Annotated in this window: 29 protein-coding genes, 1 tRNA gene and 4 pseudogenes; 27 read left to right on the top strand and 7 right to left on the bottom strand. The window is 48.4% G+C overall.

Features of this window, described 5'->3' with window-relative positions:
- Positions 1-85 precede the first annotated feature (85 nt).
- The 5 genes and pseudogenes from RY075_RS12450 to RY075_RS12430 all read right to left on the bottom strand — a co-directional run bounded on the left by RY075_RS12450 (position 86) and on the right by RY075_RS12430 (position 3,017).
- A complete protein-coding gene (locus tag RY075_RS12450; protein ID WP_338627759.1) occupies positions 86-250 on the bottom strand; it encodes a YdaE family protein in 165 nt (54 codons plus the stop codon).
- Positions 243-398: pseudogene (locus RY075_RS12445) on the bottom strand (hypothetical protein); the annotation flags it as partial. The pseudogene RY075_RS12445 and the gene RY075_RS12450, both read right to left, overlap by 8 nt.
- A 537-nt stretch (positions 399-935) precedes the next feature.
- Positions 936-1,115 (bottom strand): hypothetical protein, encoded by a 180-nt coding sequence (locus RY075_RS12440; protein WP_155273614.1) that lies wholly within the window; start codon positions 1,113-1,115, stop codon positions 936-938.
- A gap of 9 nt (positions 1,116-1,124) precedes the next feature.
- Complete coding sequence (locus tag RY075_RS12435; protein ID WP_338627758.1) at positions 1,125-2,429, bottom strand: hypothetical protein; 1,305 nt, start codon at positions 2,427-2,429, stop codon at positions 1,125-1,127.
- Between the two features lie 207 nt (positions 2,430-2,636).
- Positions 2,637-3,017: a helix-turn-helix domain-containing protein gene (locus RY075_RS12430; protein WP_248248866.1), complete on the bottom strand. Its 381-nt coding sequence runs from the start codon at positions 3,015-3,017 to the stop codon at positions 2,637-2,639.
- A 102-nt stretch (positions 3,018-3,119) separates the two neighbouring features.
- Between RY075_RS12430 and RY075_RS12425 the strand changes: the two genes are divergently transcribed.
- The 6 genes from RY075_RS12425 (at position 3,120) to RY075_RS12400 (ending at position 6,834) form a co-directional block, all read left to right on the top strand.
- Complete coding sequence (locus RY075_RS12425) at positions 3,120-3,347, top strand: YdaS family helix-turn-helix protein (protein ID WP_248248865.1); 228 nt, start codon at positions 3,120-3,122, stop codon at positions 3,345-3,347.
- A 2-nt stretch (positions 3,348-3,349) separates the two neighbouring features.
- On the top strand, positions 3,350-3,901 hold the full coding sequence (locus RY075_RS12420) for a toxin YdaT family protein (RefSeq protein WP_325833643.1): 552 nt from the start codon (positions 3,350-3,352) through the stop codon (positions 3,899-3,901).
- An 84-nt stretch (positions 3,902-3,985) separates the two neighbouring features.
- The gene (locus tag RY075_RS12415) at positions 3,986-4,903 is read left to right on the top strand and encodes a replication protein (protein WP_338627757.1); all 918 of its coding nucleotides are present in this window, start codon (positions 3,986-3,988) and stop codon (positions 4,901-4,903) included.
- A complete protein-coding gene (locus tag RY075_RS12410; protein WP_338627756.1) occupies positions 4,900-5,586 on the top strand; it encodes a replication protein P in 687 nt (228 codons plus the stop codon). Before RY075_RS12415 ends, RY075_RS12410 begins: the two co-directional genes overlap by 4 nt.
- A gap of 276 nt (positions 5,587-5,862) precedes the next feature.
- Entirely contained in the window at positions 5,863-6,312 is a 450-nt protein-coding gene (locus tag RY075_RS12405; RefSeq protein WP_014832179.1) for a carboxymuconolactone decarboxylase family protein, read from the top strand.
- A 303-nt stretch (positions 6,313-6,615) separates the two neighbouring features.
- Positions 6,616-6,834, top strand: a complete 219-nt coding sequence (locus RY075_RS12400; RefSeq protein WP_014832178.1) for a hypothetical protein — start codon at positions 6,616-6,618, stop codon at positions 6,832-6,834.
- A 343-nt stretch (positions 6,835-7,177) separates the two neighbouring features.
- Here the strand turns inward: RY075_RS12400 and RY075_RS12395 are convergent, their stop codons facing one another.
- A complete protein-coding gene (locus RY075_RS12395; protein ID WP_063159013.1) occupies positions 7,178-8,359 on the bottom strand; it encodes a diguanylate phosphodiesterase in 1,182 nt (393 codons plus the stop codon).
- A 486-nt stretch (positions 8,360-8,845) separates the two neighbouring features.
- Between RY075_RS12395 and RY075_RS12390 the strand changes: the two genes are divergently transcribed.
- From RY075_RS12390 to RY075_RS12355, 8 genes are all read left to right on the top strand, one after another.
- Positions 8,846-9,292: a VOC family protein gene (locus RY075_RS12390; protein ID WP_338627755.1), complete on the top strand. Its 447-nt coding sequence runs from the start codon at positions 8,846-8,848 to the stop codon at positions 9,290-9,292.
- A gap of 370 nt (positions 9,293-9,662) precedes the next feature.
- The gene (locus tag RY075_RS12385; RefSeq protein WP_058691815.1) at positions 9,663-9,887 is read left to right on the top strand and encodes a DinI-like family protein; all 225 of its coding nucleotides are present in this window, start codon (positions 9,663-9,665) and stop codon (positions 9,885-9,887) included.
- A 388-nt stretch (positions 9,888-10,275) separates the two neighbouring features.
- Complete coding sequence (locus RY075_RS12380; protein WP_063159015.1) at positions 10,276-10,878, top strand: DUF1367 family protein; 603 nt, start codon at positions 10,276-10,278, stop codon at positions 10,876-10,878.
- The gene (locus RY075_RS12375) at positions 10,878-11,084 is read left to right on the top strand and encodes a hypothetical protein (RefSeq protein ID WP_063159016.1); all 207 of its coding nucleotides are present in this window, start codon (positions 10,878-10,880) and stop codon (positions 11,082-11,084) included. The genes RY075_RS12380 and RY075_RS12375 overlap by 1 nt, the downstream gene beginning before the upstream one ends.
- Positions 11,075-11,368 carry a DUF1364 domain-containing protein gene (locus tag RY075_RS12370; RefSeq protein WP_252062630.1) on the top strand — a complete coding sequence of 98 codons (294 nt, stop codon included), beginning with the start codon at positions 11,075-11,077 and terminating at the stop codon, positions 11,366-11,368. The genes RY075_RS12375 and RY075_RS12370 overlap by 10 nt, the downstream gene beginning before the upstream one ends.
- On the top strand, positions 11,365-11,724 hold the full coding sequence (locus RY075_RS12365) for a RusA family crossover junction endodeoxyribonuclease (protein ID WP_338627754.1): 360 nt from the start codon (positions 11,365-11,367) through the stop codon (positions 11,722-11,724). The genes RY075_RS12370 and RY075_RS12365 overlap by 4 nt, the downstream gene beginning before the upstream one ends.
- A complete protein-coding gene (locus RY075_RS12360; protein ID WP_260176172.1) occupies positions 11,721-11,837 on the top strand; it encodes a hypothetical protein in 117 nt (38 codons plus the stop codon). The genes RY075_RS12365 and RY075_RS12360 overlap by 4 nt, the downstream gene beginning before the upstream one ends.
- On the top strand, positions 11,834-12,523 hold the full coding sequence (locus RY075_RS12355; RefSeq protein WP_252062567.1) for a bacteriophage antitermination protein Q: 690 nt from the start codon (positions 11,834-11,836) through the stop codon (positions 12,521-12,523). The genes RY075_RS12360 and RY075_RS12355 overlap by 4 nt, the downstream gene beginning before the upstream one ends.
- A gap of 72 nt (positions 12,524-12,595) precedes the next feature.
- On the opposite strand, the gene RY075_RS12350 is transcribed toward RY075_RS12355, so the two are convergent.
- The gene (locus RY075_RS12350) at positions 12,596-12,883 is read right to left on the bottom strand and encodes a hypothetical protein (RefSeq protein ID WP_180253006.1); all 288 of its coding nucleotides are present in this window, start codon (positions 12,881-12,883) and stop codon (positions 12,596-12,598) included.
- 487 nt (positions 12,884-13,370) lie between these two features.
- Here RY075_RS12350 and RY075_RS12345 point away from each other — a divergent pair.
- From RY075_RS12345 to RY075_RS12285, 13 genes and pseudogenes are all read left to right on the top strand, one after another.
- A tRNA-Arg gene (locus RY075_RS12345) sits at positions 13,371-13,447 on the top strand.
- Between the two features lie 89 nt (positions 13,448-13,536).
- Positions 13,537-13,728 (top strand): hypothetical protein, encoded by a 192-nt coding sequence (locus tag RY075_RS12340; RefSeq protein ID WP_251993744.1) that lies wholly within the window; start codon positions 13,537-13,539, stop codon positions 13,726-13,728.
- A 504-nt stretch (positions 13,729-14,232) separates the two neighbouring features.
- Complete coding sequence (locus tag RY075_RS12335; protein ID WP_022651287.1) at positions 14,233-14,421, top strand: hypothetical protein; 189 nt, start codon at positions 14,233-14,235, stop codon at positions 14,419-14,421.
- Between the two features lie 93 nt (positions 14,422-14,514).
- The gene (locus tag RY075_RS12330) at positions 14,515-14,901 is read left to right on the top strand and encodes a phage holin family protein (protein WP_015570936.1); all 387 of its coding nucleotides are present in this window, start codon (positions 14,515-14,517) and stop codon (positions 14,899-14,901) included.
- Positions 14,888-15,169: a phage holin family protein gene (locus tag RY075_RS12325; RefSeq protein ID WP_022651286.1), complete on the top strand. Its 282-nt coding sequence runs from the start codon at positions 14,888-14,890 to the stop codon at positions 15,167-15,169. Before RY075_RS12330 ends, RY075_RS12325 begins: the two co-directional genes overlap by 14 nt.
- Entirely contained in the window at positions 15,169-15,798 is a 630-nt protein-coding gene (locus RY075_RS12320; RefSeq protein WP_183274393.1) for a glycoside hydrolase family 19 protein, read from the top strand. The genes RY075_RS12325 and RY075_RS12320 overlap by 1 nt, the downstream gene beginning before the upstream one ends.
- 7 nt (positions 15,799-15,805) lie before the next feature.
- Positions 15,806-16,081, top strand: a complete 276-nt coding sequence (locus RY075_RS12315; protein ID WP_032645710.1) for a hypothetical protein — start codon at positions 15,806-15,808, stop codon at positions 16,079-16,081.
- A 1,721-nt stretch (positions 16,082-17,802) separates the two neighbouring features.
- On the top strand, positions 17,803-18,252 hold the full coding sequence (locus RY075_RS12310) for a hypothetical protein (protein WP_057059589.1): 450 nt from the start codon (positions 17,803-17,805) through the stop codon (positions 18,250-18,252).
- Positions 18,253-18,298: 46 nt separating this feature from the next.
- Positions 18,299-19,288 (top strand): terminase small subunit, encoded by a 990-nt coding sequence (locus tag RY075_RS12305; RefSeq protein WP_338627753.1) that lies wholly within the window; start codon positions 18,299-18,301, stop codon positions 19,286-19,288.
- A pseudogene (locus RY075_RS12300) lies at positions 19,266-20,021 on the top strand (terminase family protein); the annotation flags it as partial. The gene RY075_RS12305 and the pseudogene RY075_RS12300, both read left to right, overlap by 23 nt.
- A gap of 291 nt (positions 20,022-20,312) precedes the next feature.
- Positions 20,313-21,083: a hypothetical protein gene (locus RY075_RS12295; protein WP_338627752.1), complete on the top strand. Its 771-nt coding sequence runs from the start codon at positions 20,313-20,315 to the stop codon at positions 21,081-21,083.
- 12 nt (positions 21,084-21,095) lie between these two features.
- Positions 21,096-21,215, top strand: a pseudogene (locus RY075_RS12290) (major capsid protein); the annotation flags it as partial.
- Positions 21,209-23,863, top strand: a pseudogene (locus tag RY075_RS12285) (DUF1983 domain-containing protein); the annotation flags it as partial. The pseudogenes RY075_RS12290 and RY075_RS12285, both read left to right, overlap by 7 nt.
- Between the last annotated feature and the right edge of the window lie 19 nt (positions 23,864-23,882).

Raw genomic sequence — 23,882 nt, 5'->3', positions numbered from 1 at the left:
GTGAACTTTGGTTTTTTAAGTAGTTTTCCGGTGTAACTTTGGTCGGGAGCACCGGACGTACGGGCCGCCTTGCGCGGCTTTTACGTTATGCCTCGTGGGCCATCTGGTCGTACGAAGCACAACGTTCAGAACAGTATTCTTTTTCTTTGCGCGCCAGCTGTGCGCCGTTGCGATAGAGAAGGGTACTTTTGACTACTTCCTCCGGGTTAACCGGCTTGCCGCAGTACCCGCATTTCGTTGAGTTACACATCTGGATTCCCCTTTTGCGCCAGCAGGTAGCACAGGCGGCGAAGAATCACTTTGAAGAAGTTCAGCTTTACGGCCTGCTGCCGTCCTGGTTTGCGTGCGAAATCAATCATTCTCACCCTCGTTTGCCTTATCGCCGGCCAGCGGAACGTTTACACCTGATGCGCGTTAATCTTTCCACCTCATCCGACTATTCGTATGCCGTCGGCGGCTACTTCGTAGGCGTCCTGCCTTGGTGGTTCGTAGTGCGTCTTGGTGATATAGATTAAATCACTGGTTTATATATGTGTCAACCTTTGGTTTTTGGTGGTGTAAATCAAGGCTTTATATTGCTGGATTTGTGAGTCATTTAGCGGAAAGGCGAAGAGGAAACAGAGTGTCAAGGCGGGACGTTAAACGGAGTTAAGGCATAAAACATGCGTCTCTATACAAAGCATTACTTTTTGAGCGTCCAACGTAGCAGACTATCAAGACCAAAGGAGAGATGTAGATGATTGCTCACTTAAAGATCGTATCTGCCGAGTTAACTCGATCTTAGCTATGATCCCTATACCGCAAAATTGAGTTGCGTGAACTGGAAGTTGGAGGAGTATGGATGAAGGTAGTGTCAGGAGGCAGGGAATATGAAATCTTTAGGGCTGATAAGCAGAACAGAAAAAACCCGGCTACAACGCCGGGTTTTTACATAATCAAACACTAAGATAAGATAGAAAAGAAGTAGTTTTTGATGTCTTTTCAGCTGTTTGATTTGTATTGTTAGGTTTGTTTTGCTTTAAAACAACAGATTCTGTCTCAGTAGAGCTGGTCTGATTGAACATTTTCTGCCACTCTCGAAGTTCTAATTTTTTTTCGAAAGTATTATCTTTCATTTCAGTACCTTATGCCGTTTTAGTGAAATAATGATGATTCAGGTTTTTATCAAAATAATGTTTACGCTTAACCCAAATGAATCCATCGCCTTTGGATATTATAGCAACATCTATTGCACCGCCAACAGTTTCATTGTCGTTTGAAACTTTTCTTTTGAACGCAGTAAGATTAACTAAAGACTCTGCCATGTAGGCCAAGTCCTGTTTTGGTAAAAACTCAATCATTTCAGTAACTTTGCTGGTGTAATTTTCAATTATATGTTGGTCAACAACAGCCTGATACCCATTGCATCTATCGTTTAGCAATTCATCTAGTTCATTGCATAATGTTTCTTTATCTGATTCACCTAGAGCAAGTGCATTGATTTTGTCTTTTATTTTTTTTGAAATAGTGTTGTTTTCAACTTCAAACCCAGCATACATAAAGCCTTTAATGTTATTACTTATTCCATTTAAAAAGGTTTCAACTTCTTCTTCTTGGGCATATGCCTTTACGCCACAAAGTCCCCCTGAAGAACTTTTATCTAGGTTTGGCGAAAATCTAAGCTTGCTCTTGAAGAAACCTAAAACATTAAAGGCTAAAACTGCAGGCATAAATTCTTTATTACCATAACCAGCAAACACTAGGCCAGTATTTCTGCCAAATGGTGATTGTTGACAAGTTACCCTCGAGAAAAGATCTGCGATAACCTGAACTAAACTTTCAGGTATCTCTTGGCCTTCTTCTTGGAATAATCGCTCTTCACAAGTCTTTTTGGCTATTGGCAAAGAAAATGCGACTGCGTCAGTAATATCAGCCTCAGAAAAGCCTTCGTAAAAAGGTTGTTGTTTTAATCCATTTAAAATAACATTTGCCTCTTCCTCTAATATTCTGTAAGTCTCTGTTATAGAAGGCTTTTCATTGTTTTCATCTATTATTGGTTTTATTCTTTTTTCTTCGATGTGATTGATTAATGAAGGGAAAAATCTGTTGCTATAGGTGTCAACTAAATAATTCTCTCTTATATCTTGTGGGATGATATATTCGCCTAAGCATAGATATTCCCAGAACTTTTCAGAATATTCCTCAACTGTGTCGAAGCTGTTACTTCCTAATTGTTTTCTGAATTCTTTAATTATCATCTCCCACGGTATGCCACATAAATCTGCAGAGCCAAAAATCATTATACCTATAGGATGATGTTTGCTTAATGCAAACAGTTTGTCAGCGCCGGTGTAAATTTTATTAACGCCATCCCCACCTGAGATTGTAACTGCAGAATCTGCAGCAAGTGATACAGCTGATTTATTAAAAACCGCAATTTCTGCTGTCATAATCTCTCCTAAGGTTTGATTGTTAGATGTATCGTAATGTCTCTGTAAACTCTATTTCCCATGTAAAGTCTTAAATCAAAATACGTCTGCAACTCATATTACAAAAAGTCATTTATATTATATTGCTAACGTTATAAGTCTGAATCATAAATTAAAAGTGAGTCGTGTGCGTAAAATTGCACATACTTAATTATTCAACTGGTTATTTTATTCTTCCGACCTAACCCGGCCTTTCATATATTTTGCATAAAGCTCGTCTAACTCTTTTAATCTAATGGCTATTATGCGGACCATGTTCTGTTGCTCATCTTCTGGAAGCTGGCGGTAAAGCTCTAGCAGACGCTGTTCGTCGGGCTTAAGGCCATTTCTTTCTCCAACATCTTCACCGAGCAACCATGCGACAGAAACGCCTAAGGCGTCGGCGATAGCCAGGGCTGATTTCTTACTAATCACGCCTTTTTTAAACCAGCCGTTTACGGCCTGAGGAGTGACTCCGGCAATTCGTGCCATATCTGCTTTGGTAATGCCGCGGTCGGAAATCTCAGTAAGGCGTTCTACCAAAACGTGGTTGGGTTCTTCTTTTCTCATAACTTCATTGTAAATATTTGGTTTATATTCGCAATACACCCTTGGTTTGCAATTGATATAAATCTATGGTTTACTTCGTCTGTTAACTAGTAGGAGAACTATATGTCCGCACTCGATAAAGCAATTAAAGCCGCTGGCTCGGCCAGAAAGCTTAGCATCGCGCTTGGCGTCACGAGTATGTCCGTAAGTCATTGGAAGAACCGAGATCATGGCATCGTCCCACCAAACCATATCTTTCCCATTTTTAAAATCACTGGTGTTACGCCCCACGAACTGCGCCCAGATCTCTACCCAAACCCAACTGACGGTTTACCTAAACAGGAGCCTTAACAATGCAAAATGTTTCATTTCAACAGAGTAGCAGAGCTTCCTCTAATCCACTGATATTCCCGTGTCATCAACGCGAGCCTGCATATGGGGAGATTGCGCATCGCGATATTTGCTCTGCGGTCCGGGCGTGGGCTGCAGCAGAAGGGCGCGTAGCTGTAGCGCTTCAAATCCAGGAAGCGGCGGAAGAAATCCAACTTGATGGCGTGGATTATTCAGGCCAAGCCGATGTCTGGAACGTGAAGCTGTTCCGATGGCTGGACAACAAAGAAGACTCCGCATCTTACCGAAAGAACGTCGAACAGCTGGTGCCCGCGATCATGTCTGTATTACCGCTTCGATACCGCGACCGTGTCGTAAAGAACGACTCGTTTGCTTACCGAATGGCCAGGTTGGAAAAAGAGGTGAGTGAGGCGAAGCAAGCTCTGATGCTCGATGCACCGAAGAAGGAAAAACTGAAGGAGTTAGGCGAGGGGATTTTCGAAATGTTCAGAGTCGATCCGGACCTTACGGCACCTCTGCTGGCGATGGTCACCACCATGCTGGGGGCAATGTGAAGACTTCAGAAAAGGCGAAAGCCGCGGTGCTCGAACACCAACGGCTTTCAGGTGCAAAAACGGAGTGTAATTGCGGAGCTAAGTATGTCAAACACAGCTGAAATTATCAATTTCCCCCACAGAACCGAACAACCGGGAGGTCGTATGGCCGACCTGTCGAACGGGTATACCAAGGTCGCTAACGAGATCCAACAGCTTAAGCCTCGTCTGAGAATGTCAGGCCGGGAGTGGCAGTGTTTTGAAGCGGTGATCTGGCTTACCTACGGCTGGAACAAGAAACAGGACCGCGTTACGAACACGGTGATTGCCGAGCTTACAGGGCTGAGTGATTCCCACGTTTCGGATACGCTCAAATCACTCGCCGAACGCAAAATTATTTTCAGTCAGAAGCAGGGTGTGATGAAAACGGTCGGTATAAATACTGACCTTTCCGCCTGGATTTTAGACAAACCGAAAACGAGAAAAGTCTTCCCGAAATCGGGAAAAATGTTACCGAAAACGGGAAAAACCTTCCCGGAAACGGTAGACACCCAAGACTATAACAAGAACAATATTAAAATATCCTCGTCTCGGAATTCTGACGAATCCCGAAACCAGAAGACTCAAAAGTTTCTCTCACGCCATCCTGAAGCTGCCGCCGGGATATACACCCCGGCGGGTAAATCATGGGGATCCGCTGACGACCTCAAGGCCGCTCGCTGGATTTACGACAGGCTTCTCACCGTCAACGCATCGCTATCCGAACCAAACTGGGCTGAATGGGCAAACACCATCAGGCTGATGCGCGTCCAGGACAAGCGTACTCACTACGAAATCTGTGACCTGTTCCAGTGGGCCAACCGGGACGAGTTCTGGAAAGACAACATCCTGAGCCCTTCAAGTCTGCGCAAGCAATGGGATCAGCTCACTACGAAGCGGCTGCGTGCAACCGGAACGGCAAAGCCATCCCGGGGCGGCATTGACCTGCATAACACCGACTGGATTGATGGAGTGCTGGAATGAAAAACCTAGCCGAGAGCATTCGCGATTTTGACCGGGAACAGGCTTGCCGGGTAGCGCACAACATGCCTGAGCAGTACACCGAACGCGAACAAACGCAGCAGGTGGCTCAGATTATCAACGGGCTGTTCGTACAGCTGGCGGCCGCGTTCCCGGCAAGCCTGGTTAATCGCAGCCAGGAAGACGTGAACGAGATCCGCCGGCAATGGGTGCTGGCCTTTAAAGAAAACGGGATCACAACCATGGAGCAGGTCGAAGCCGGCATGCGCATGGTACGCCGACAGGAGCGTCCATTTCTGCCTTCGCCAGGCCAGTTCATCAAGTGGTGCAGGGAAGGGCGCTGCGTGCTGGGGATCACCACTGCTGACGTCATGGCTGAATACTGGAAGTGGAGGAAGCTGGTTTATCGGTACCCGAGCAGCGAGCTATATCCGTGGCCAAAGGCGGTTTATTACCACATTTGCCTTGAACTGCGGCGCCGTGGAACAAATGGTCAGTTGAGTCTTAAAGAACTCGAGCGTGAAGCCAGTGACATTCTGGATGTGTGGGAAAAGCGGGTGCTGGCCGGGAAGCCGATTCCGCCTATTCGTCGGGCGTTGGCTGCGCCAGTTGATCCGAAAGGGCCGACACCGGCGGAGCTTTTGAAAGCTAAATATCAGCGGATGAAAGCAGATGGCAGGGCATAGTGAGGAAATGGTCTGTTATGAGCGAGAAGCGGACTCTACCGTGGATTTTATCAACACTCAGGGATTGCTTTTAAAAATTGTTATCCAGTTTTACTGCATGAGGTATCCCATAATTGTCCTACCGTTTTACTCATTTTTTGTCTCTTTTATCTATGACATCAATGGTTAAGATTACAACGTCTGAGCAGACGTACTAATTTAAATTCTGTCATTCAGTCGTAGCGATTCTGTGAGGCATCTTTTTATTTTAAACAACTCAAAAAGGTGGAAATAACGATGAAGCGTCCAAACTGGTTTCAAGTTTCCGATAAAGGTGGCAAGGCTATAGCAGCGCTCCATCATTACGCCACTACTGGTACAGGTTTACCTGCCGAGCTGATCCATTTAATTTTTTTAAGAGTTTCCCAGATCAATGGTTGTGCACACTGCATAGATATACATACTCGCGATCTTATCAAGAGTGGCATGTCCGTCGAAAAGATTGTATTGGTGCCTGTCTGGCGAGAAGCTACCTATTTATTCTCGGATATAGAGCAAGCTGCCCTCTCATGGGCGGAAGAAGTTACCCGTGTTAGTGAAACACATGCTTCCGATGAAGCATATTCCGCAGCGCTTTCTGTATTCGGTGAAAAAGATTTGGTTGAACTTACCATTGTTATTGCCACCATGAATGCCATTAATCGTATGGGTATTAGTTTTCGAATGAAGCCGCTTGCTAAAGCTTGACAGATGTAAATAGCTCCCATAAGGGACTCTGGAGCTATATTAAAGTCTGCTTCTGGCACACAAATGACATCCCAGCCTGTGCATGACCGTAAAAACTACCTTCACTTGATAAGCCGCTTCGGGTTATGACGAGGCGCTTGTGTGACATGCTGGAAAACCAATTTAGGCGTTTACTGAAAGCCTGGTTGTCCTCAAGTGAAACGACCCTTAGAAATTTCTATGGCGAAATAATCACATAAGTCTTCTCCACGTGTGTTATAAGCGAGTTTGAAATCGCCACCACTGGCGGTTAAGAGGCATCTCATGAAACTACGCATCACAAGAGCAATCGGCCTCAGCAAGTTCTCGCCACGTTGGGTTAAGGTTATCTGTTTACGGTTGACTAAAAACGATATTGAGCGCTCCCTCAACGCTCTTCTGGCCACAATCGATGAATCTGAACTTACCCCTGAGCAAGTCAAAGCATTAAGGGAATGCATTGACAGAATTAACATCGCAAGGGGGAAGGGTATGCAGGCGTGAGCACGTTTGATTAAAGGTAAGCCAATACTGTATAGGCGCGGCAGCGTTTGCTGCCCAAGTATCGCTTACCGGTCGGTACCAGCTGAGCTATAAAAGCCAAATATGACTGGATGAAAACTGGTAGGAGGGTATAGGGATGAACTGGTTCTTCGTAAACGAAATTGAGGCCAAATATCTAAGCCTGCTCCGTTTACCGCATTTTAGCTGAGTACTGAAGCATTGCTTTGCACCCGCCAGGCCCGCTGACTTTTCACTATATATTAGTTTATCCGCTTCCAGCTTGACACCCATCGATTATGACTGCGTTAAGCCTATGAAAAAGTAATAAGTCTACAAGTTTTTTTTAACATTCTATGAATTCATTAGATTCTGGCCAGAAGATCTTCAAATATCCATTTTTATCATATTTTGAAAAAAGATTGCCCTGGAAGCAAAATATACCAGCGGATTCTAGCCACATCCATTCTTCTGGTTGTTCGACACCTGTTGCACAAATCCTTATCTCTAAAAGTTCGCCGCAACGTATTAAACTTTGTAGTATCGCCTGCTTAGAGCCGTCCTTATGTATATTATGGATTAGTTGAGGGTGTATTTTGAGCTTCTCAGGCTGAAATTTCGAAAGAAACAATAAACCTGCATTTCCCACACCAAAGTCATTAATAGCAACACTTAAACCGCAGCTTTTGAGAATCTGCACGGAATGCGCGAACTCATCAATTTCAGGGATTATTTCGCTCTCAGAAAACTCAACTAAAACTTGTTCTGGGTGTAAGTTACTTTCTCTGATGTAATCGAGCAAAATCTCAATCGCATTCGGCACCCTCAGTAAGGTTAAAGGCAGGAGTGTTATTGATACTCGTTGTGAAGAGGTAATGAAACCCCCTGCAATTTTTAACAAATCTTTCTTCGATTCCAAATCAAAAAGTAAATTATTGGCTTTTATAACGTCATTATCTGATTTAGCATTCAAGACAAAAGAATGAATCTGGGCAGCCAGAGGGTCTATAACTGCATGCATGTCTTCGATAATATCGGGATCAACCGATGATACATTTATTTGATCGGATGAAAAAAACCAACTGTATCTATCAGGAAGTTCATAATAGCTGTCTGTCTCAGCAGAATCTATAAATGTGCGGAAAAACCTTAAGGCTCTGTCGTTGTAAAGCATTTTATGTTGGGTTGTTCCACGTTGAAGAACCCTGTCCAGACACTCTTCTTTACTGAATAGTCTTATATCAATTAATTCCATGCCTGAGCGGCCAAATCGTCGATAGGGGGCATAATCGGATAAGAGTTCTACAATGTTAAAGTGAAGTGTATCTAGGCAAATCTTTTCATAGATTTGCATTACAGCTGCTTCATCACCTTCCAGAAGCTGTAAGAAATGAATCCCATTGAAAAGTAAAACACCAGTTACCCCCGCACATTCATTTCGGGAATTTGCTTCACTGACCATGTCAATAATGGATTGAATTGGTGTATCAGCTCGCAGGTGGCTTCGGTAGATGAGAGTAGTAAGCATAGTTGCACACTTTAAAGGATTTTCTTCTAAAGTAGCATACGAAAGGTCAGTTAGGGCTATTTAACTGAAAAATTTACAAAAACGAGTACGGTAAAGTTAAAATTGTGCATGAAGAGTACAATGCTTCACAAAAAACCATTAAATTAACGTGGTTTAATCCTGCGAGAAATTCACGATTCTGCAACGTAAATTTGCTTGGTATGCACACGTGACAAAGTAAAAATTGATTCTAAGATTGCGGTAGTAAAAATTATCACATGGAGGTTCCAATGGTTTTCATTGTGGCTTTAACTTTATCTCTTCTTCTTTGCGTAGCGGGCCTTATCTTCATTTTGCTGGAGCTAGTTAGCATAGGCTGCAACCCTCAACGACATTGAACGATACGTGCAAGAAATCCAGCAAAAGCATTGATTGAAAGGCACTTGACCTCAAGTTAGCTTGAGCTTTTAAGATGGCGATTCTCGATATAGTTAAAGGATTAGCCTAATGAAAGAGATTGATGTCGGTTTTACGCACGTTGCGTTTGTTGTTAGAGATTTGGAAAAAAGTATTGATTTCTACAGCCGTTATGCTGGTATGGAAGTCGTACATAGTCGAGAGCCTGATCTTCCGGAGGCACGTAAAGTCGCGTGGTTAAGTGACCGAATTCGCCCTTTTGCGCTTGTCCTTGTCCAGGTTGATGCTGTGACTGACACCCCTTTAGGAAATTTTGGTCACTTGGGATTAGCTTGTTCAAGCATTGAAGAAATCGACAATAAGGTAGCGATGGCTAGAATGGAAGGCATCTTGCGAAAAGAACCGGCTCAGGCAGGCGAACCGGTAGGTTATTATGTCTTCTTCGCTGATCCTGATGGCAATACACTTGAACTTTCTTATGGTCAGAAAGTCGGGATCGAGGCTTTCCGTCAGGATGATAGAGTGCCTGCATCTTAGTGAATTTCGATAACCGGTTGGATTACATTACGCTTTGGTAATGCTTCATGTCGTTTTAGAGCTTGCTGACTTATTTTTTCTCAATAATAGCAAGCTCCATAATAGCCTTTCCGAATTTTCATTTTATTAATTTCACCTCAAAACCAAAACCTTGTAGCAAAACTGCACAAAACTCCACTTAAAGCTGTTCAACATAACTATTGATTTTTGACCACCAAATCCGAGATTCCTCCCATATCGTCCATAAAGCAGATATCTACAAGTCTGCAAGCGCTCCGTCGTGCTAACACTCATTAATCGTTGCAAAATCCGTGAGATACGTTTATAAGTGTACTGTATATGCATACAGTTTTTCGTTGCGGAGGGAAAAATGAAAATCGAGTTATCCATTGATCGCATGAAGAAAATTCCTGATAGGGCTATACCTGCACTTGAGTCAAAACTGCTCGAAAGACTCAGTAAGCAGTTCGATGATTACCAGCTTACGATTAAGCGTGCCGGCAATGATGGGTTGGCTGTTTTCGGTGGCGACAAGAAAGAGGTCGAACATAACGTGCAGGAGAACTGGGAAAGCGCGGACGAGAGGTTTTATTAATCGCGTGAATTTCACTGGAGCAGTTTCTAAGAGTATCGCTGTTTGCGTTCCCCTGGCTGTTCCCGATTACTGTTTATTGCGTCAATACGTCGCTCTGGGGGAAATAGTGTGTAGTGCAGAAGCCTTTAAAGCAGATGATCAATGGTACGACGTGGTCAGAAGGGCCGATAAAGCAGTTATCTATAGCTTCCCGGCGGAAGGGAGATATCTGGTTTATCGAGTAAATGGAATAGTTTCATTACGACCGTTACTCGACGAGGAAGAGATATTCACTCTTAACGGGTTTATGCAATTTGCAAAACGGCTGGGGTTCCGAGTTACACCACCGTCTGATATTATTCTTTCATAGGCCTGAACACCCTATACCTGATGCGCCACGGAGAGAACCATGGCGCTAGAATTACAACTTATAAAACACCACTCAGGAATCCTGATCCCGGCTACGCCGGAGACCAGCGATTTGCTGCAATCAAAAATCAAGCTCGGCGCCGTGCTGGTGGCCGATTTCAAACAGGTACGCAATCCTGCATTTCATCGCCGCTTCTTCGCTCTGCTGAATCTGGGCTTCGAATACTGGGAGCCTACCGGCGGCGCAATCTCCTCCAACGAGCGCAAGGTGGTTACCGGCTACGCTAAATTCCTGGCTTCCTATGGCGGAAACGAAGCCGCACTGCTCGATGCCGCTGAGCACTATCTTGAGCAGGTTGCGAGCCGCCGCGTAACAAACGGGATCAGCCTCTGTAAATCCTTCGATGCATACCGCGCCTGGGTGACTATTCAGGCCGGGCATTACGACGCTATCAAACTTCCGGATGGCACACTTCAGAAGCACCCACGCAGTATTTCATTCGCCAACATGGACGAAATTGAGTTCCAGCAGCTGTACAAGGCCGCGCTTGATGTCCTCTGGCGTTGGATATTGGCAAAATCGTTCAGGGACCAAGGCGAGGCGGAGAACGCCGCTGCTCAACTCATGAGCTTCGCGGGGTGATGGGGATGAAGCATACCTGGTTCCATCATACCGATTGCACAACCCAGCAGGCCGAAGAACTCATGGCGGAATACCAGCGCCGCGGCGTGAAGGTAGAGCGCAACCTGAACTCAGATTATCTCACCTGGACCGTCAGCGCCCGGCTGCCTGAAGGCAAGAAACCACCGCGTATAAATCGCCGGTGGCAAAACCGGATATGGGGGTGAGCGTGGCTATTTATCGCAGCAAAAAATGGCTCGCCGCCGTCGGGCAGATCGAGCTTTGTGTTCTTTGTGGAGCATGGGGGACGCAGGTGGCACACCGGAACGAAGGGAAAGGCATGGGATTAAAAACCGATGACTGTGCGACGGCTGCGCTCTGCGTTTGCTGTCATGACAGCATTGATAACGGGAATAAGCTGAACAGAGAGGAGCGTCGGCAGCTTATGGACCGCGCGATTGTTCTGACAGTGATTGAAGTTGCCCGCCGCGCGCTGGTGGTGCCCGCATGAAAATTTACGAAATTACGCCGATTGGCAAACCCCGAATGACTCAGCGCGACCTATGGCATAAACGGCCAGCAACAGCAGCGTACTGGGCATACAAAGAACATGTCAGGCTGCTGGGCATCTGCCTGCCAGGATCTGGATATCACATCACCTTCATCATTCCCATGCCAAAAAGCTGGAGCCAGAAGAAGCGCGCGCAACTGAACGGCCAGGCTCATCAACAGAAACCGGATAAAGACAACCTGGAAAAGGCGCTACTTGATGCCATTTTCGACGACGACAGCCGCGTCTGGGATGGTCGGGTGACAAAGCTATGGGGAGAGAAGGGGCAGATCATTATTGGGGAGTGCGCGCCGTGACCAGAGACGAGATAACCCGATACCAGGCAGAGAGCATTAAGCGCGCCAGCCTGCCGCCAGTAGCAAAGCAAAGCCAGACCAAAACCAATCAGCCACATAAGGAAGCCGAATGAACAGTCAGCAACTGGAATACGTACGTCAGCAGCTCATTGTGGCGACCGCAGATCTGAGCGGGGCGACGAAAGGGCAGCTGGTAGCTTTCGTCGAAAACGCGCAATTCACCGCGACGGCGCGCAGCCGGGGCCGGAAGAAAATCGCGGACCCGGTCACCGGCCGTAAAGTTAATCCGGACGGCCCGGCGATGAGCGGCAGCCAGTCGCGCGCCAAGGGCTCATCCATCGCGCTGGTGGGCCCGGTGGAGTTCGTGACTGCATCGTGGCGCCGCGCTGTGCTGTCGCTGGAAGACCATCAGAAAGCATGGCTGCTATGGAACTACAGTGAGAATACCCGTTTCGAGTATCAGGTAGCGATCAACCAATGGGCGTGGGCAGAGTTCCTGGAACAGATAGGAACGAAGAAGGTGGCGGGCAAAACGATGGAGCGCCTGAAGAAACTTATCTGGCTGGCGGCACAGGATGTGAAGGCTGAACTGGCAGGGCGGGAGACGCACGAATACCAGAAACTGGCGGAGCTGGTGGGCGTGACCGCAAAGAACTGGTCAGAGACCTTTACAGACCGCTGGGTTGAGATGCGCCGCATTTTTCTGCGCTTGGACAGCGGAGCTTTATTGCAGGTAACGCGATCACGTTCACAACAAAAGGCGACAAATTTAGATAGAAGTCTTGCAAAACTGGATTGAAACACATATATTTCATGTAAATCTGATATTGTGCCAGCATTACATTAACCCGCCGATGAGCGGGTTTTTGCTTTAAATATCCCGGCAGAAATTATCGCCAATTTTGATTGTATGATCTTCGATGTTCTTATCGAATACCACAGCGCTGGATTTATATTCCGGAAAATTAAGAATGTATTTTGGCCCAAAGAAGCCAGAAATTTCTGAATATGCTTCAACCGCTGCGATCTGACCATTCCAACTATATCGCGCATCGTTTCCCATAATGCAGTCTCCCTGGCGATACTTTCCTTCTTCCGCGGAAGCTAAGCAATAAGATGATGAGAAAAGGACGGCTGTCGCTAAAAGTACCTTGATCATTTCATTTTCATTCCATTTTTAAATGCCGTTGAATTTTAAGGTAAAAAACACCTTAAAGCCACCGCGCCTTTACCTTTGGTTCAAATAACAAGCAGACGCTTCTTAAGTGGCTGAACACTGATTAGTAATCAGTTCGGCAGGCCAAGCCTAGCCATGGTATTCACGGACTTCGAGCCGCCATTGCCTTAGCCTCACATTGCAAGCCTGCCGCTGGCTTTTTAGTTTCTAGACAATGGAAATCGCTTTGAGTATGTGACGACATCCCGGTGAGACCAGCACACTTCCCTGGCGCGGCAAAGCGATCCCCATTGTGATGAAGCTCAGCGGCGATTGATTGAGGATTGTCGAAGTGATTTTTTCCCGCGATGCTATAGTTAATACGGCATTAGGTAATGCTCTCGATACTCAAAACACTGGGTGGGGATACACCTACATCGCAGAGAAAACTGCATGACCCATGACCAGCAACTCATTGCTGGTCTTTTTTCCGCCATTAGCTCAACTGGAAAGAGCCCGGAGCTTCTACCTCTGTGGTTCGGGGTTCGAATCCTCGATGGCGGACCAGAGAATTACTTAATTAACAATTTAGTATTTCTAACACCATCACACACACTGCCGCCATATAATCAAATCCTCACACTGAGGAGATGGCAATGAAAGAAGGTTTCTACTGGATACAGCATAACGGCGTAGTTCAGGTAGCTTACTACACCGACGGCGTCACCGAGGATCTTGAAACGGGCCAGACAATAAACGGTGTCTGGCATCTGACGCGAGGTGATGATATTTGCCACAACGGAGAGGCTGAAGTGATTGAAGGCCCACTGTCTGCGCCATTGAAATGAATATATTGATCTGATTACTTGGCAGATTCTTTGTACTGCACATATGCTTTTTAAGCATCCTGCGGAATGTATGGGTTCTGAAAGCATTTTGGTGGTGAATCCCCCTATGCGGAGGGGCGTTCCAGCAATTACCAGAAAAGGAAACCTCTCAGACGCGAGAATGTTTGCTGGAGTAATTCTCACCGGGAGGCACCCGGCACCACTCTCTCAGCTATTGCCAACTTAGCAACTATGCCTGCTGTCCGAGCAGGCTTTTTTTTTGCCCACACAGATAAACTATTGACCGCATGAATATAGCCTGAGTAGGTTATGCATGTGGTGAATCCCATCTAAGCGATGGGGCGTCTGGTTAACTGCTATGTGCAGGTATGCGCGCGACTTTGACGACCAGAGATAAGTCACCGGGAGGCACCCGGCGCCACATCCTCAAAAAAACGTTTTGTCGACCACCAAGTTCTGAATCGTCATATACACTTCTAAATGAAACAATTTAAGAGGTGAATTATGAAAGAGGGATATTATTGGATTAGACACAATGACTGTGTCCAGATCGCCTACTTTTCGCACGGTAAAACTGAAGATATGGTTACAGGAAAAATAATCAGAGGCGTCTGGCATCTAACTCGTGGCTACGATCTATGCCATAACGGTGAAGCGGTCGTTCTGGAAGGCCCAATATCCCCACCTTTATGAACATAATTCGAAGAACACAGGCTGCCTCAGGGTGGCCTTTTTTATTTCCCCTCAAATTTACTGAGAGGATTCACAGCAATATGAGGGGGGCCGATGTCCGATCCATTTTCCGGCACGGGGCTGGCCGGTTTAGCTTTGACTGGAGCCAGTGTCTACGGTCTATTGACCGGAACTGACTACGGTGTTGTTTTTGGTGCATTTGCTGGCGCCGTATTTTACATAGCGACAGCAGCTGACCTGAGTGTGTTACGTCGCCTGGCATACTTCTTCGTGTCGTATATCGTCGGCATTCTTTGTTCGGGGCTGTTGGGTTCAAAACTCACATCCTGGACGGGGTACACCGAGAAGCCTCTGGATGCTATCGGTGCCGTAATAGCTTCTGCGTTAGCCGTTCAAATCCTTACGTTCCTGAATAAGCAGGACATCGGCTCGCTGGTGGCGCTAATAACGCGCCGGGGAGGTTCAGGTGGTACTAAATGATCCAACAGCAACTATCAACGCGCTGCTCTGCGCCGGAGTTGTAATTACTCTGATGTTTTATCGCCGTGGAGATTCGCGGCATCGGCCATGGATTTCGCGTTTAGCCTGGCTGATTACCGTCACCTACAGCGCTGTACCGCTGGCGTACCTGTGTGGGATTTACCCGCATTCATCATGGGCCACCATTGCGGCAAACATCATATTCCTTTCCGTGCTGGTGGCCGTCAAAGGCAACGTTGCACGTCTGGTTGATCATCTGAGGCACTAATGAACCAAACACAATTTCAGAAGGCGGCTGGCATCAGCGCCGGGTTAGCTGCGCGCTGGTTTCCGCATATCGACGCCGCTATGAAGGAATACGGCATAACCACACCGCTTGATCAGGCGATGTTTATTGGCCAGATGGGGCATGAAAGCACCAGATTTACCCGGCTGGTGGAGAGCCTGAATTACGCGGTTGAAAACCTGGTACCGACGTTTGGTAGCCACCGCATCACACAACAGCAGGCCGCCGCACTTGGCAGAACGGCAACGCAACCGGCAAACCAGAAAGCGATCGCCAATCTGGTATACGGTGGTGAGTGGGGAAAAGAACACCTTGGCAATCAAGTTGCCGGTGATGGCTGGAAATATCGTGGTCGCGGGTTGAAACAGGTTACCGGCCTGAGTAACTATCGCAGTTGTGGCTACGCGTTGAAACTGGACCTTGTTACCCACCCGGAGCTGCTTGAACAGGATGAATACGCCGCGCGCTCAGCCGCATGGTTCTATGCCTCCCGTGGTTGCCTGCTTCATTCCGGCGACGTTGAGCGCGTGACACTGTTAATCAATGGCGGCCGCAACGGGCTGGATAAGCGCCGCGAGCTGTTTAACCTGGCGAAATCAGTTCTGGTATGAGGTGAGTGTGGGTATCGAGACAATAATCGGGCTGGCCGCACTGGTCATTTCCGCTATCGCCGGCGCTTTTGGCCTAGGCCATATTCGCGGCACCAGCAAAGCAGAAGCCAAAGCCGACCAGCAGCGAACCGAAGATAACGCAGCGGCAATGGTCGCAGCAGCCGAACGCAGGGTAGAAACAACGAAAGAGGCCAGCAATGTACAGCAGACTGTTAATCATATGCCTGGCGACGATGTTGATCGCGAGCTGCGTGACGAATGGAAGCGTCCCGGCGGTGGTTGATACCGGTTGTGATTGGGTGAAGCCAATCTTCCTGACGGATCAAGACATCGACGTTCTGGACCGCCAGACGAAGAAAGACATCCTGGCGCATAACAAAGCATGGAAAGCAAATTGCGGGAAAAATTGAGCCTCATCCCTGAGGTTCGGACACAGTCTCTCCTCTGGACTTTAACCGTAGCAAATATTGAGAATTTTGTTATACAAATGGACAATTCTTGGGGCGCAGATGATTAATTAGCAGGGAAAAGCTTGAAGAAATCAGGGTGGCTCATCCTTGAGCACACGGGTAGTCCTAAACGACGACTTCACCTGACATAGCAAAGTCTATGTAAGAGTCTAGAAAATAATGAATATTTAGCAAGCCGGGAAAGGAAAAAAGTCCCTTCCGAAATGAAATCCTGCAATTCGGAAGGGAGACCAAAGGGGTCATCATTACAAGGAGAATGTAAATGTAATCCATTTCTCAAAAGTAAAAAGGTGTATTAAATAAATAATGCAAAGGAACAAAAAACTGCTTTCTTCTAATGCCTGATGGGTATACGGGATGAGTGATTAGCGAAGAATTTCAACAATGCTCACAACTTTATTTTGTCTGTCAGCTACATTTTAATGGCACGAGTGATTCGATATCTCTGCCATACAGATGAATCCCCCTGAGCGGAGGGGCAACCAGTCACTGCTGGACGTAGTGTTGCGGGTTTGCGGAGTGATGCAAGTCCACCGGGAGGCACCCGGCGTCTGAATGCTTGACTAAAGGAATAGGGTACACGTCGAAATGAGTGCGAAGTAATACCTACTTACTGCTAGACCCAGCCAGTTCTGTCCGAGCTGGCTTTTTTTTGAAAAAAAAAGCCCTCTCAGCGAGGGCTACAGGAGTCTCAGTTTCGTTGCTCTTTTTATTGATGTTCCCCGGAGTTGGCATTCTCCGCATCAGAGTCATGTATAGCCTGGCAGCCAGGCAGATAACAACAAGCGTAAGCGTGGGATATTAAGAAACTCCTCAGATTGTTTTCGCTGATGGATGGGCTAAAGACCTTGAAACAGTAAGCGGGTTGACCGCAGCCATAAGCCCATGCAGCAGCCATGATGCTGCCCCGAGTCGCGTAATGGCGAGCAGGTATAGCAGACCGTTGTGAGGGTAAATAAGGGGGCATGCTCCGATAAAGCAGCGCGAACGCCAGACGCGCACCGGTTATAAGCGGCGATGAAGCGACAGCAACTCAAGGGCATGAGCGTGGCCACTCCGGGTAGTGGCAGCCATTACAACGCCCACCTGCTGGTGGGTTTGATAATAGTTATAAGATTAAGCGGATGAATCAATCAGCTGATTATCTTGCGCAACTGGATTTCTTCCTGCTCGTTAAGCCTGGCGTACTCGCTTATTTGTTTAATAAGTGACTCTTTGTTATTAGACATCATGGACGAAACATAGCAGCCAGTTCGCCATTCGAAAAAGCTCACCAAAAATAAGGTTGATGCTGTAGAATGCTGATAATGTATTGAGAGGTGATTGCAAATTTTTTTCGTTACCATGGAGTTAGCTTTTACTTAATGCAAATTACAGGGATTTATAATGCTTTACTGATATGAGATATATGGATACTTAACGGTTGCTAAAAGAGAATTTAGCACCACTAAAAATAGTAGGAATAATCTTACGTCGTTGTTGCTGTTGGCACAATATGGATAATAACTTTGCCTAAACAAAACAATAGCAACCGATGAAAATTCACTTTATTACTATCGCCTTGCTGGCGACGATTTCTTCGCCATCCTACGCAGCGTTTCAGGAAAGAGAATACAATACCTGGTATCAAAAAGATGCTGTACTCTATGACATTACCCAGACCTCAGAGGGATTGCCTGTCATGATAAGCATCTCTCAACCGGGGAGGGAGTCAGCTAATATGCTCGTATCCTATATGTCCGATGGTGGCTGTGGAGATGAGAAGGTGCGGCTTAATGCTAACGGGAAGGATGTGCCTGCAACTTATACTTGTGTATCAGTCGGAGCAGACAGGATTGAACACTTTGCAGTGAATGATGCAAGCAAGGTCAATGAGATGGTTAACCACCTCAAGTCAGATTTCACTTTGTTGCTTCAGAACGATATCAAAGTCTGGGCTGCTAACATAAAGACGCCTAAGTATGGCTTAGCACCAAAATTTTAAATCTCAAAATTTAACCGCCTAAGGGCGGTTTTTTATTGGAGTTTATATGGCAAAACCGGACTGGGGCGAGCTTCAGCAACGGTTCCTGTCCGAACATGCCGCAACCGGCGTATCACCAAAGGAATGGTGTGAAGCGCAGGGACTGAACTATGCTACCGCACGTCGATATATCAAAAAACCTTCTGCGCAATCTGTGCAAAAATCTGCGCAGAAAAAAGTGCGTACTGCGCAAAAAGAACAAAGCGCAGGAGAGCTGGTGGATGATGATGGACTTACCGCTCAGCAGCGCATATTTGTCGCGGAGTACCTGAAGGACAACAACGCCACCGCTGCCGCTGCACGTGCTGGTTATAGTGACCCAAATTACGGTCGCCAGCTCATAACGAATCCTAACGTTGCTCTGGCCATTGCGCAGCAGCAAAAAGCCTCCATTGCGCGCACGCTTGGCAGTGCCGATGAAGTCCTCGCGCAGATGTGGCAACTTGCCACCTTCGATGCTAACCAACTCTCACAGTATCGTCGCGGCGCGTGTCGTTACTGCTGGGGCTTCGGTCACCACTACCAATGGCGCGATGCAGTTGAGTTTGAAGAGAAAAGACTCGAGGCTGTTGAGCGTGACAGGCGTGAACCCGAAGATTCCGGCGGCTATGGCTACGACCACAACCGAGAACCAAACCCAGAATGCCCGCGCTGTAATGGGGACGGCATCGGCCAGCCTTATTTCCCAGACACTCGCAAGCTCCCGGCTGTTTCCAGGCTTGCCTATTCAGGCGTGAAGGTTGGCAAGAATGGTGTCGAAATCACAGCCATCAGCCGTGAGCGAATGTTTGAAGCGGTAATGAAGCGGCTCGGCCTGGCGGATAGCGAGTTCGCTCAGCGTCTCCAGCAGATCGAAATCGACCGCCGGCTGCTGGAGGTGGAAAAACTCCGCAAAGAGCTGGCCGGTGATGGTGATGATGACGAACCGACCCAAGTTCAGATCAATATCAATGTAGTGGACGCGAGGGCGGAAGATGGGGATCAGCCCGACACTTAACATTCCTCAGGCGCGCTTCCTCGCGATGCAGCACAAATTCAAAGCCTATGTTGCCGGGTTCGGTTCCGGTAAGACGTGGGTGGGTTGTGGCGGCATCTGTAAGGGGATGTGGGAGCACCCAAAAATCAACCAGGGTTATTTCGCACCGACGTACCCGCAGATTCGTGACATCTTCTACCCGACGATTGAAGAGGTGGCCTTTGACTGGGGCTTGAACGTCAAAATCAACGAGGGGAACAAAGAGGTTCACTTCTACGAGGGGAGACGATACCGCGGGACAACCATCTGCCGTTCGATGGAAAAACCCGGCTCGATAGTCGGCTTCAAAATCGGTAACGCGATGGTGGATGAGCTGGATGTCATGGCGGCTGCTAAAGCGCAGCAGGCCTGGCGAAAAATCATCGCCCGTATGCGTTACAAGATCGACGGGTTGCGTAACGGCATCGATGTAACGACTACGCCGGAGGGCTTCAAATTCGTCTACCAGCAGTTTGTGAAGGCGGTGCGTGAAAAGCCTGAGCTTTCTGCTCTGTACGGGCTGATACAGGCCAGCACGTTCGACAACGCGAAGAACCTGCCGCCTGACTACATTCCATCGCTTCTGAGCTCATACCCTGACGAACTGATTCAGGCCTATCTGCGCGGCAAATTCACCAACCTCAACAGCGGGACCATTTACCACACGTTCAACCGTAAGCTCAATAACTGTTCTGATGAGGTTCAGGATGGGGACTCGTGCCAGCATGGATGGACAGGTACCGGGGAAAACATCATATCTGGAATGGCTCGCGCGGCAGCCGGCACAACGCCAGGATCAGGTTCTGGGTGCCGAACGTGGCCGTCTGTTCCGCGCGGGTGAAATCGACCTGCCTGATATGTTCACTGACAAAGGCGAATGGATCAGCCTGGAACGTCTGAAGCAGCTCTCAGGCACAGACAACTAGCAATCACAACTTACTCCACGCCCTGGCATCCGCCGGGGCTTTTTTATGGGCGAGGCCCGGCAAAATCCCGAGGGGAAATTATGTTAATTCGAAACATGCTTCTGAAATTTTACGCACCTGAAAGCGGCGGTGATGGCAGCGGTGGCGGTGGTATCGAAATCACTCCTGAAATCCAGAAGCTGATTGATGAGCGCGTGACCAGCGAAGTTACAGGCCTGAAATCGAAAAACTCTGAGCTGCTGGGCACCATCAAGCAGCAAAAAGAAACCCTGTCGCGCTTCGATGGTATCGATCCTGATGCTGTACGTGGGATCCTCCAGCGTTTTTCCGACGACGAAGAGGCAAAGCTGATTGCCGCCGGGAAAATTGATGAGGTGCTGGATAAGCGCACCGAGCGTCTGCGTGCTGACGTCGATAAGCAAATCAAAGCCGCAAACGAGCGCGCGGACAAAGCCGAAGCGTTCTCCAACAAATTCCGGGACCGGGTTCTGGGCGATGCAATCCGTGCAGCAGCTTCAAAAGCAGGCGCGCTGCCGGAAGCATCCGACGATCTGATCCTACGTGCCAAAGGCACATTCCAGCTCAACGACGAAGGCGAGGCCGTAGCAGTTGATGCAAATGGCGATGTTCTGTTCGGTAAAGACGGCAAAACTCCACTAAGCCCGCTTGAGTGGGCGGAGTCTCTTAAGGAGACGGCTCCGCATCTGTTCCCACGCGCAGAAGGCACCGGCGCGGGCGGACACAAACCAAACGGCGGTGGCAGCCTGAAACGTTCCGAAATGAGCGCCAGCGACAAAGCGGACTACATCCGCAAGCATGGCCAGCAGGCCTTCCTCAAACTTCCGAAATAAGGCGTTTCCCGAATGACGACTGTTAATACCGACCTGATTATTTATGACGACTTGGCTCAGACCGCTTTCCTTGAGCGCCGACAGGATAACCTGGCAATCTTTAATGCCTCTTCCAACGGGGCGATCGTCTTACAACGGCCAACATAGATAAATGGACGCTCTACCAGGTTGCGCAGTATTGCGATCAAATGGTACCGGATGGCAAAGGCGGAAGTGGTACCGAACCACGTTATACCTGCAACGTCTACATTCAGGAACGCAACGACGCTTATACGGTCCTGCGTGATTTTGCTGCAATCTTCCGTGGGATGACCTACTGGGGCGACGACCAGATTGTGGCGCTGGCGGACATGCCGAGAGATGTCGATTTTACTTACACGCATGCGAACGTTATTGATGGGCGCTTTACCTATTCCAGCAGCACCACAAAGAACCGTTACACCAATGCGCTGGTGTCCTGGTCTGATCCTGATAACGCTTTTTCTGATGCGATGGAGCCTGTTTTTGAGCAGGCGCTGGTTGCGCGTTATGGGTTTAATCAACTTGAGATAACTGCGATCGGTTGTACCCGTCAGTCAGAAGCGAACCGGAAAGGGCGATGGGGGATCCTCACCAACAACAAAGATCGCGTTGTTACTTTCAATGTAGGGGAAGATGGCAACATTCCGCAGCCTGGCTATGTAATCGCTGTAGCGGACCGAAATCTCTCCGGGCGCGACCTGGGCGGCCGTGTTTCAGCGGTGAATGGTCGTATTTTGACGCTGGACAGGGCGCCAGATGCATATTCGGGCGACAGGATGATTATCAATCTGCCATCAGGGGTTGCGCAGTCACGCACCATCCAGTCGATAACGGGCAATAAAGTAACCGTTACGACTGCTTACAGCGAAACACCTGTGACTCAGGCCGTGTGGGTCATAGAGTCTGATGAACTCTATGCACAGCAGTATCGCGTTATTACGGTAACTGATAATAATGACGGCACGTTCACAATCGTCGGTGCAAATCATGATCCGGATAAATATGCCCGAATCGATACCGGAGCCATCATTGACCAGCGGCCGGTGAGCGTGATCCCGCCTGGCAATCAGTCACCACCAGACAACATCGTAATCAGTTCGTTTTCAGTAGTGCAGCAGAATATCAGCGTCGAAACAATGCGCGTGAGCTGGGACCAGGCGCAGAACGCTATCGCCTATGAAGCGCAATGGCGCCGCAACGACGGGAACTGGGTTAACGTGCCGCGCAGTTCCACCACGTCATTCGACGTTCCTAGAATTTATGCCGGGCGTTATCTGGTACGGGTGCGCGCCATCAATGCCGCAGAAATTTCTTCCGGGTGGGGCTATTCAGAAGAGAAAACGCTGACGGGTAAAGTGGGCAATCCGCCGAAACCGGTCGGCTTCATCGCTTCTGATAATGTGATTTTCGGTATTGAGCTGAGCTGGGGATTCCCGGCGAACACCGACGACACGCTGAAGACGGAAATTCAGTACAGCCTGACCGGGACGGAAGACGATGCGATGCTTCTGGCAGACGTACCCTATCCGCAGCGCAAGTATCAGCAGATGGGCCTTAAGGCAGGGCAAATTTTCTGGTACCGCGCGCAGCTGGTTGACCGCAGCGGAAACGAATCAGGGTACACTGACTTTGTGCGCGGACAGGCCAGCATTGATGTATCCGATATCACCGATGCCATTCTGGAGGACATGAAAGGCTCCGATACATTCAAGGACCTGATCGAGAACGCGGTAGACAGCAATGAAAAAATTGCTGGCATGGCTAACGACATCAAACAGGCCAACGACGAACTGGAGCAACAGGCGCAGAAAATTGCCCAAAATGCCCAGGATATCGGGAAGGTTCAGACCAGCGTTACAAACCTGTCGAGCAAGGTCGGAAATGTGTCTTCTTCTCTGAGCGAGCTTGAGCAGACAGTGGCGACGGCCGATACCGCGCTGGGCCAGCGCATCGATAACATCAGCGTGTCTGTGGACGGCATGGCGGGGGGAGTGAAGACCTCCGCCATCGCGATTATTCAGGGTAACCTGGCGCAGGTGGCGGCGCGAAAAACGCTGTCTGCATCGGTCGCCGGTAACAGCGCGCAGCTGGACCGCATTGATGAGGTGATCGTCAACGAGAAGGAGGCAACGGCGCGTTCGCTGCTGAGTTTGCAGACTGACGTGAACGGCAACAAGGCATCCATAAACAGCCTGAACCAGACCTTCTCCGATTACCAGCAGGCCACGGCCACGCAGATAAACGGCATCACGGCGACCATCAACGGACATACCTCAGCCATTACCACTAACGCTCAGGCCATCGCGAACGTTAACGGGGATCTGAAGGCGATGTACAGCATCAAGGTCGGGTTATCCAGCAACGGTCAGTACTACGCGGCTGGGATGGGGATCGGCGTTGAGAATACGCCTTCTGGTATGCAGTCGCAGGTTATCTTCCTGGCTGACCGCTTCGCCGTAACGCACCAGGCCGGAGCTACGGTGACCCTTCCGTTCGTTATCCAGAATGGGCAGGTGTTCATCAGAGACGCGCTGATAGGTGATGGCACCATCAGCAACGCCAAGATCGGCAACTACATCCAGTCCAATAACTATGTCGCTGGCTCAGTCGGGTGGAGGCTGGATAAGGGCGGTACGTTTGAGAACTACGGTTCGACAGCTGGTGAGGGGGCAATGAAACAGACAAACCAGACAATCAGCGTGCGGGACTCCAGGAATGTTTTGAGGGTGCAGATCGGGAGAATCACGGGAACATGGTAACGGGAGGCCTCTTACGGGC

The sequence above is a fragment of the Enterobacter sp. JJBC genome (genome assembly GCF_036936505.1).
GTDB classification, from domain to species: domain Bacteria; phylum Pseudomonadota; class Gammaproteobacteria; order Enterobacterales; family Enterobacteriaceae; genus Enterobacter; species Enterobacter hormaechei_C.
The sequence above is the reverse complement of the archived record's forward strand: the minus strand, read 5'-3'. Positions and strand labels throughout refer to the sequence as shown.

What these genes read in the sequence shown, in the direction of transcription:
- RY075_RS12450 (WP_338627759.1), bottom strand. Translation starts at nt 250, where the DNA reads ATGTGTAACTCAACGAAATGCGGGTACTGCGGCAAGCCGGTTAACCCG.
- RY075_RS12440 (WP_155273614.1), bottom strand. Translation starts at nt 1,115, where the DNA reads ATGAAAGATAATACTTTCGAAAAAAAATTAGAACTTCGAGAGTGGCAG.
- RY075_RS12435 (WP_338627758.1), bottom strand. Translation starts at nt 2,429, where the DNA reads ATGACAGCAGAAATTGCGGTTTTTAATAAATCAGCTGTATCACTTGCT.
- RY075_RS12430 (WP_248248866.1), bottom strand. Translation starts at nt 3,017, where the DNA reads ATGAGAAAAGAAGAACCCAACCACGTTTTGGTAGAACGCCTTACTGAG.
- RY075_RS12425 (WP_248248865.1), top strand. Translation starts at nt 3,120, where the DNA reads ATGTCCGCACTCGATAAAGCAATTAAAGCCGCTGGCTCGGCCAGAAAG.
- RY075_RS12420 (WP_325833643.1), top strand. Translation starts at nt 3,350, where the DNA reads ATGCAAAATGTTTCATTTCAACAGAGTAGCAGAGCTTCCTCTAATCCA.
- RY075_RS12415 (WP_338627757.1), top strand. Translation starts at nt 3,986, where the DNA reads ATGTCAAACACAGCTGAAATTATCAATTTCCCCCACAGAACCGAACAA.
- RY075_RS12410 (WP_338627756.1), top strand. Translation starts at nt 4,900, where the DNA reads ATGAAAAACCTAGCCGAGAGCATTCGCGATTTTGACCGGGAACAGGCT.
- RY075_RS12405 (WP_014832179.1), top strand. Translation starts at nt 5,863, where the DNA reads ATGAAGCGTCCAAACTGGTTTCAAGTTTCCGATAAAGGTGGCAAGGCT.
- RY075_RS12400 (WP_014832178.1), top strand. Translation starts at nt 6,616, where the DNA reads ATGAAACTACGCATCACAAGAGCAATCGGCCTCAGCAAGTTCTCGCCA.
- RY075_RS12395 (WP_063159013.1), bottom strand. Translation starts at nt 8,359, where the DNA reads ATGCTTACTACTCTCATCTACCGAAGCCACCTGCGAGCTGATACACCA.
- RY075_RS12390 (WP_338627755.1), top strand. Translation starts at nt 8,846, where the DNA reads ATGAAAGAGATTGATGTCGGTTTTACGCACGTTGCGTTTGTTGTTAGA.
- RY075_RS12385 (WP_058691815.1), top strand. Translation starts at nt 9,663, where the DNA reads ATGAAAATCGAGTTATCCATTGATCGCATGAAGAAAATTCCTGATAGG.
- RY075_RS12380 (WP_063159015.1), top strand. Translation starts at nt 10,276, where the DNA reads ATGGCGCTAGAATTACAACTTATAAAACACCACTCAGGAATCCTGATC.
- RY075_RS12375 (WP_063159016.1), top strand. Translation starts at nt 10,878, where the DNA reads ATGGGGATGAAGCATACCTGGTTCCATCATACCGATTGCACAACCCAG.
- RY075_RS12370 (WP_252062630.1), top strand. Translation starts at nt 11,075, where the DNA reads ATGGGGGTGAGCGTGGCTATTTATCGCAGCAAAAAATGGCTCGCCGCC.
- RY075_RS12365 (WP_338627754.1), top strand. Translation starts at nt 11,365, where the DNA reads ATGAAAATTTACGAAATTACGCCGATTGGCAAACCCCGAATGACTCAG.
- RY075_RS12355 (WP_252062567.1), top strand. Translation starts at nt 11,834, where the DNA reads ATGAACAGTCAGCAACTGGAATACGTACGTCAGCAGCTCATTGTGGCG.
- RY075_RS12350 (WP_180253006.1), bottom strand. Translation starts at nt 12,883, where the DNA reads ATGATCAAGGTACTTTTAGCGACAGCCGTCCTTTTCTCATCATCTTAT.
- RY075_RS12340 (WP_251993744.1), top strand. Translation starts at nt 13,537, where the DNA reads ATGAAAGAAGGTTTCTACTGGATACAGCATAACGGCGTAGTTCAGGTA.
- RY075_RS12335 (WP_022651287.1), top strand. Translation starts at nt 14,233, where the DNA reads ATGAAAGAGGGATATTATTGGATTAGACACAATGACTGTGTCCAGATC.
- RY075_RS12330 (WP_015570936.1), top strand. Translation starts at nt 14,515, where the DNA reads ATGTCCGATCCATTTTCCGGCACGGGGCTGGCCGGTTTAGCTTTGACT.
- RY075_RS12320 (WP_183274393.1), top strand. Translation starts at nt 15,169, where the DNA reads ATGAACCAAACACAATTTCAGAAGGCGGCTGGCATCAGCGCCGGGTTA.
- RY075_RS12310 (WP_057059589.1), top strand. Translation starts at nt 17,803, where the DNA reads ATGAAAATTCACTTTATTACTATCGCCTTGCTGGCGACGATTTCTTCG.
- RY075_RS12305 (WP_338627753.1), top strand. Translation starts at nt 18,299, where the DNA reads ATGGCAAAACCGGACTGGGGCGAGCTTCAGCAACGGTTCCTGTCCGAA.
- RY075_RS12295 (WP_338627752.1), top strand. Translation starts at nt 20,313, where the DNA reads ATGTTAATTCGAAACATGCTTCTGAAATTTTACGCACCTGAAAGCGGC.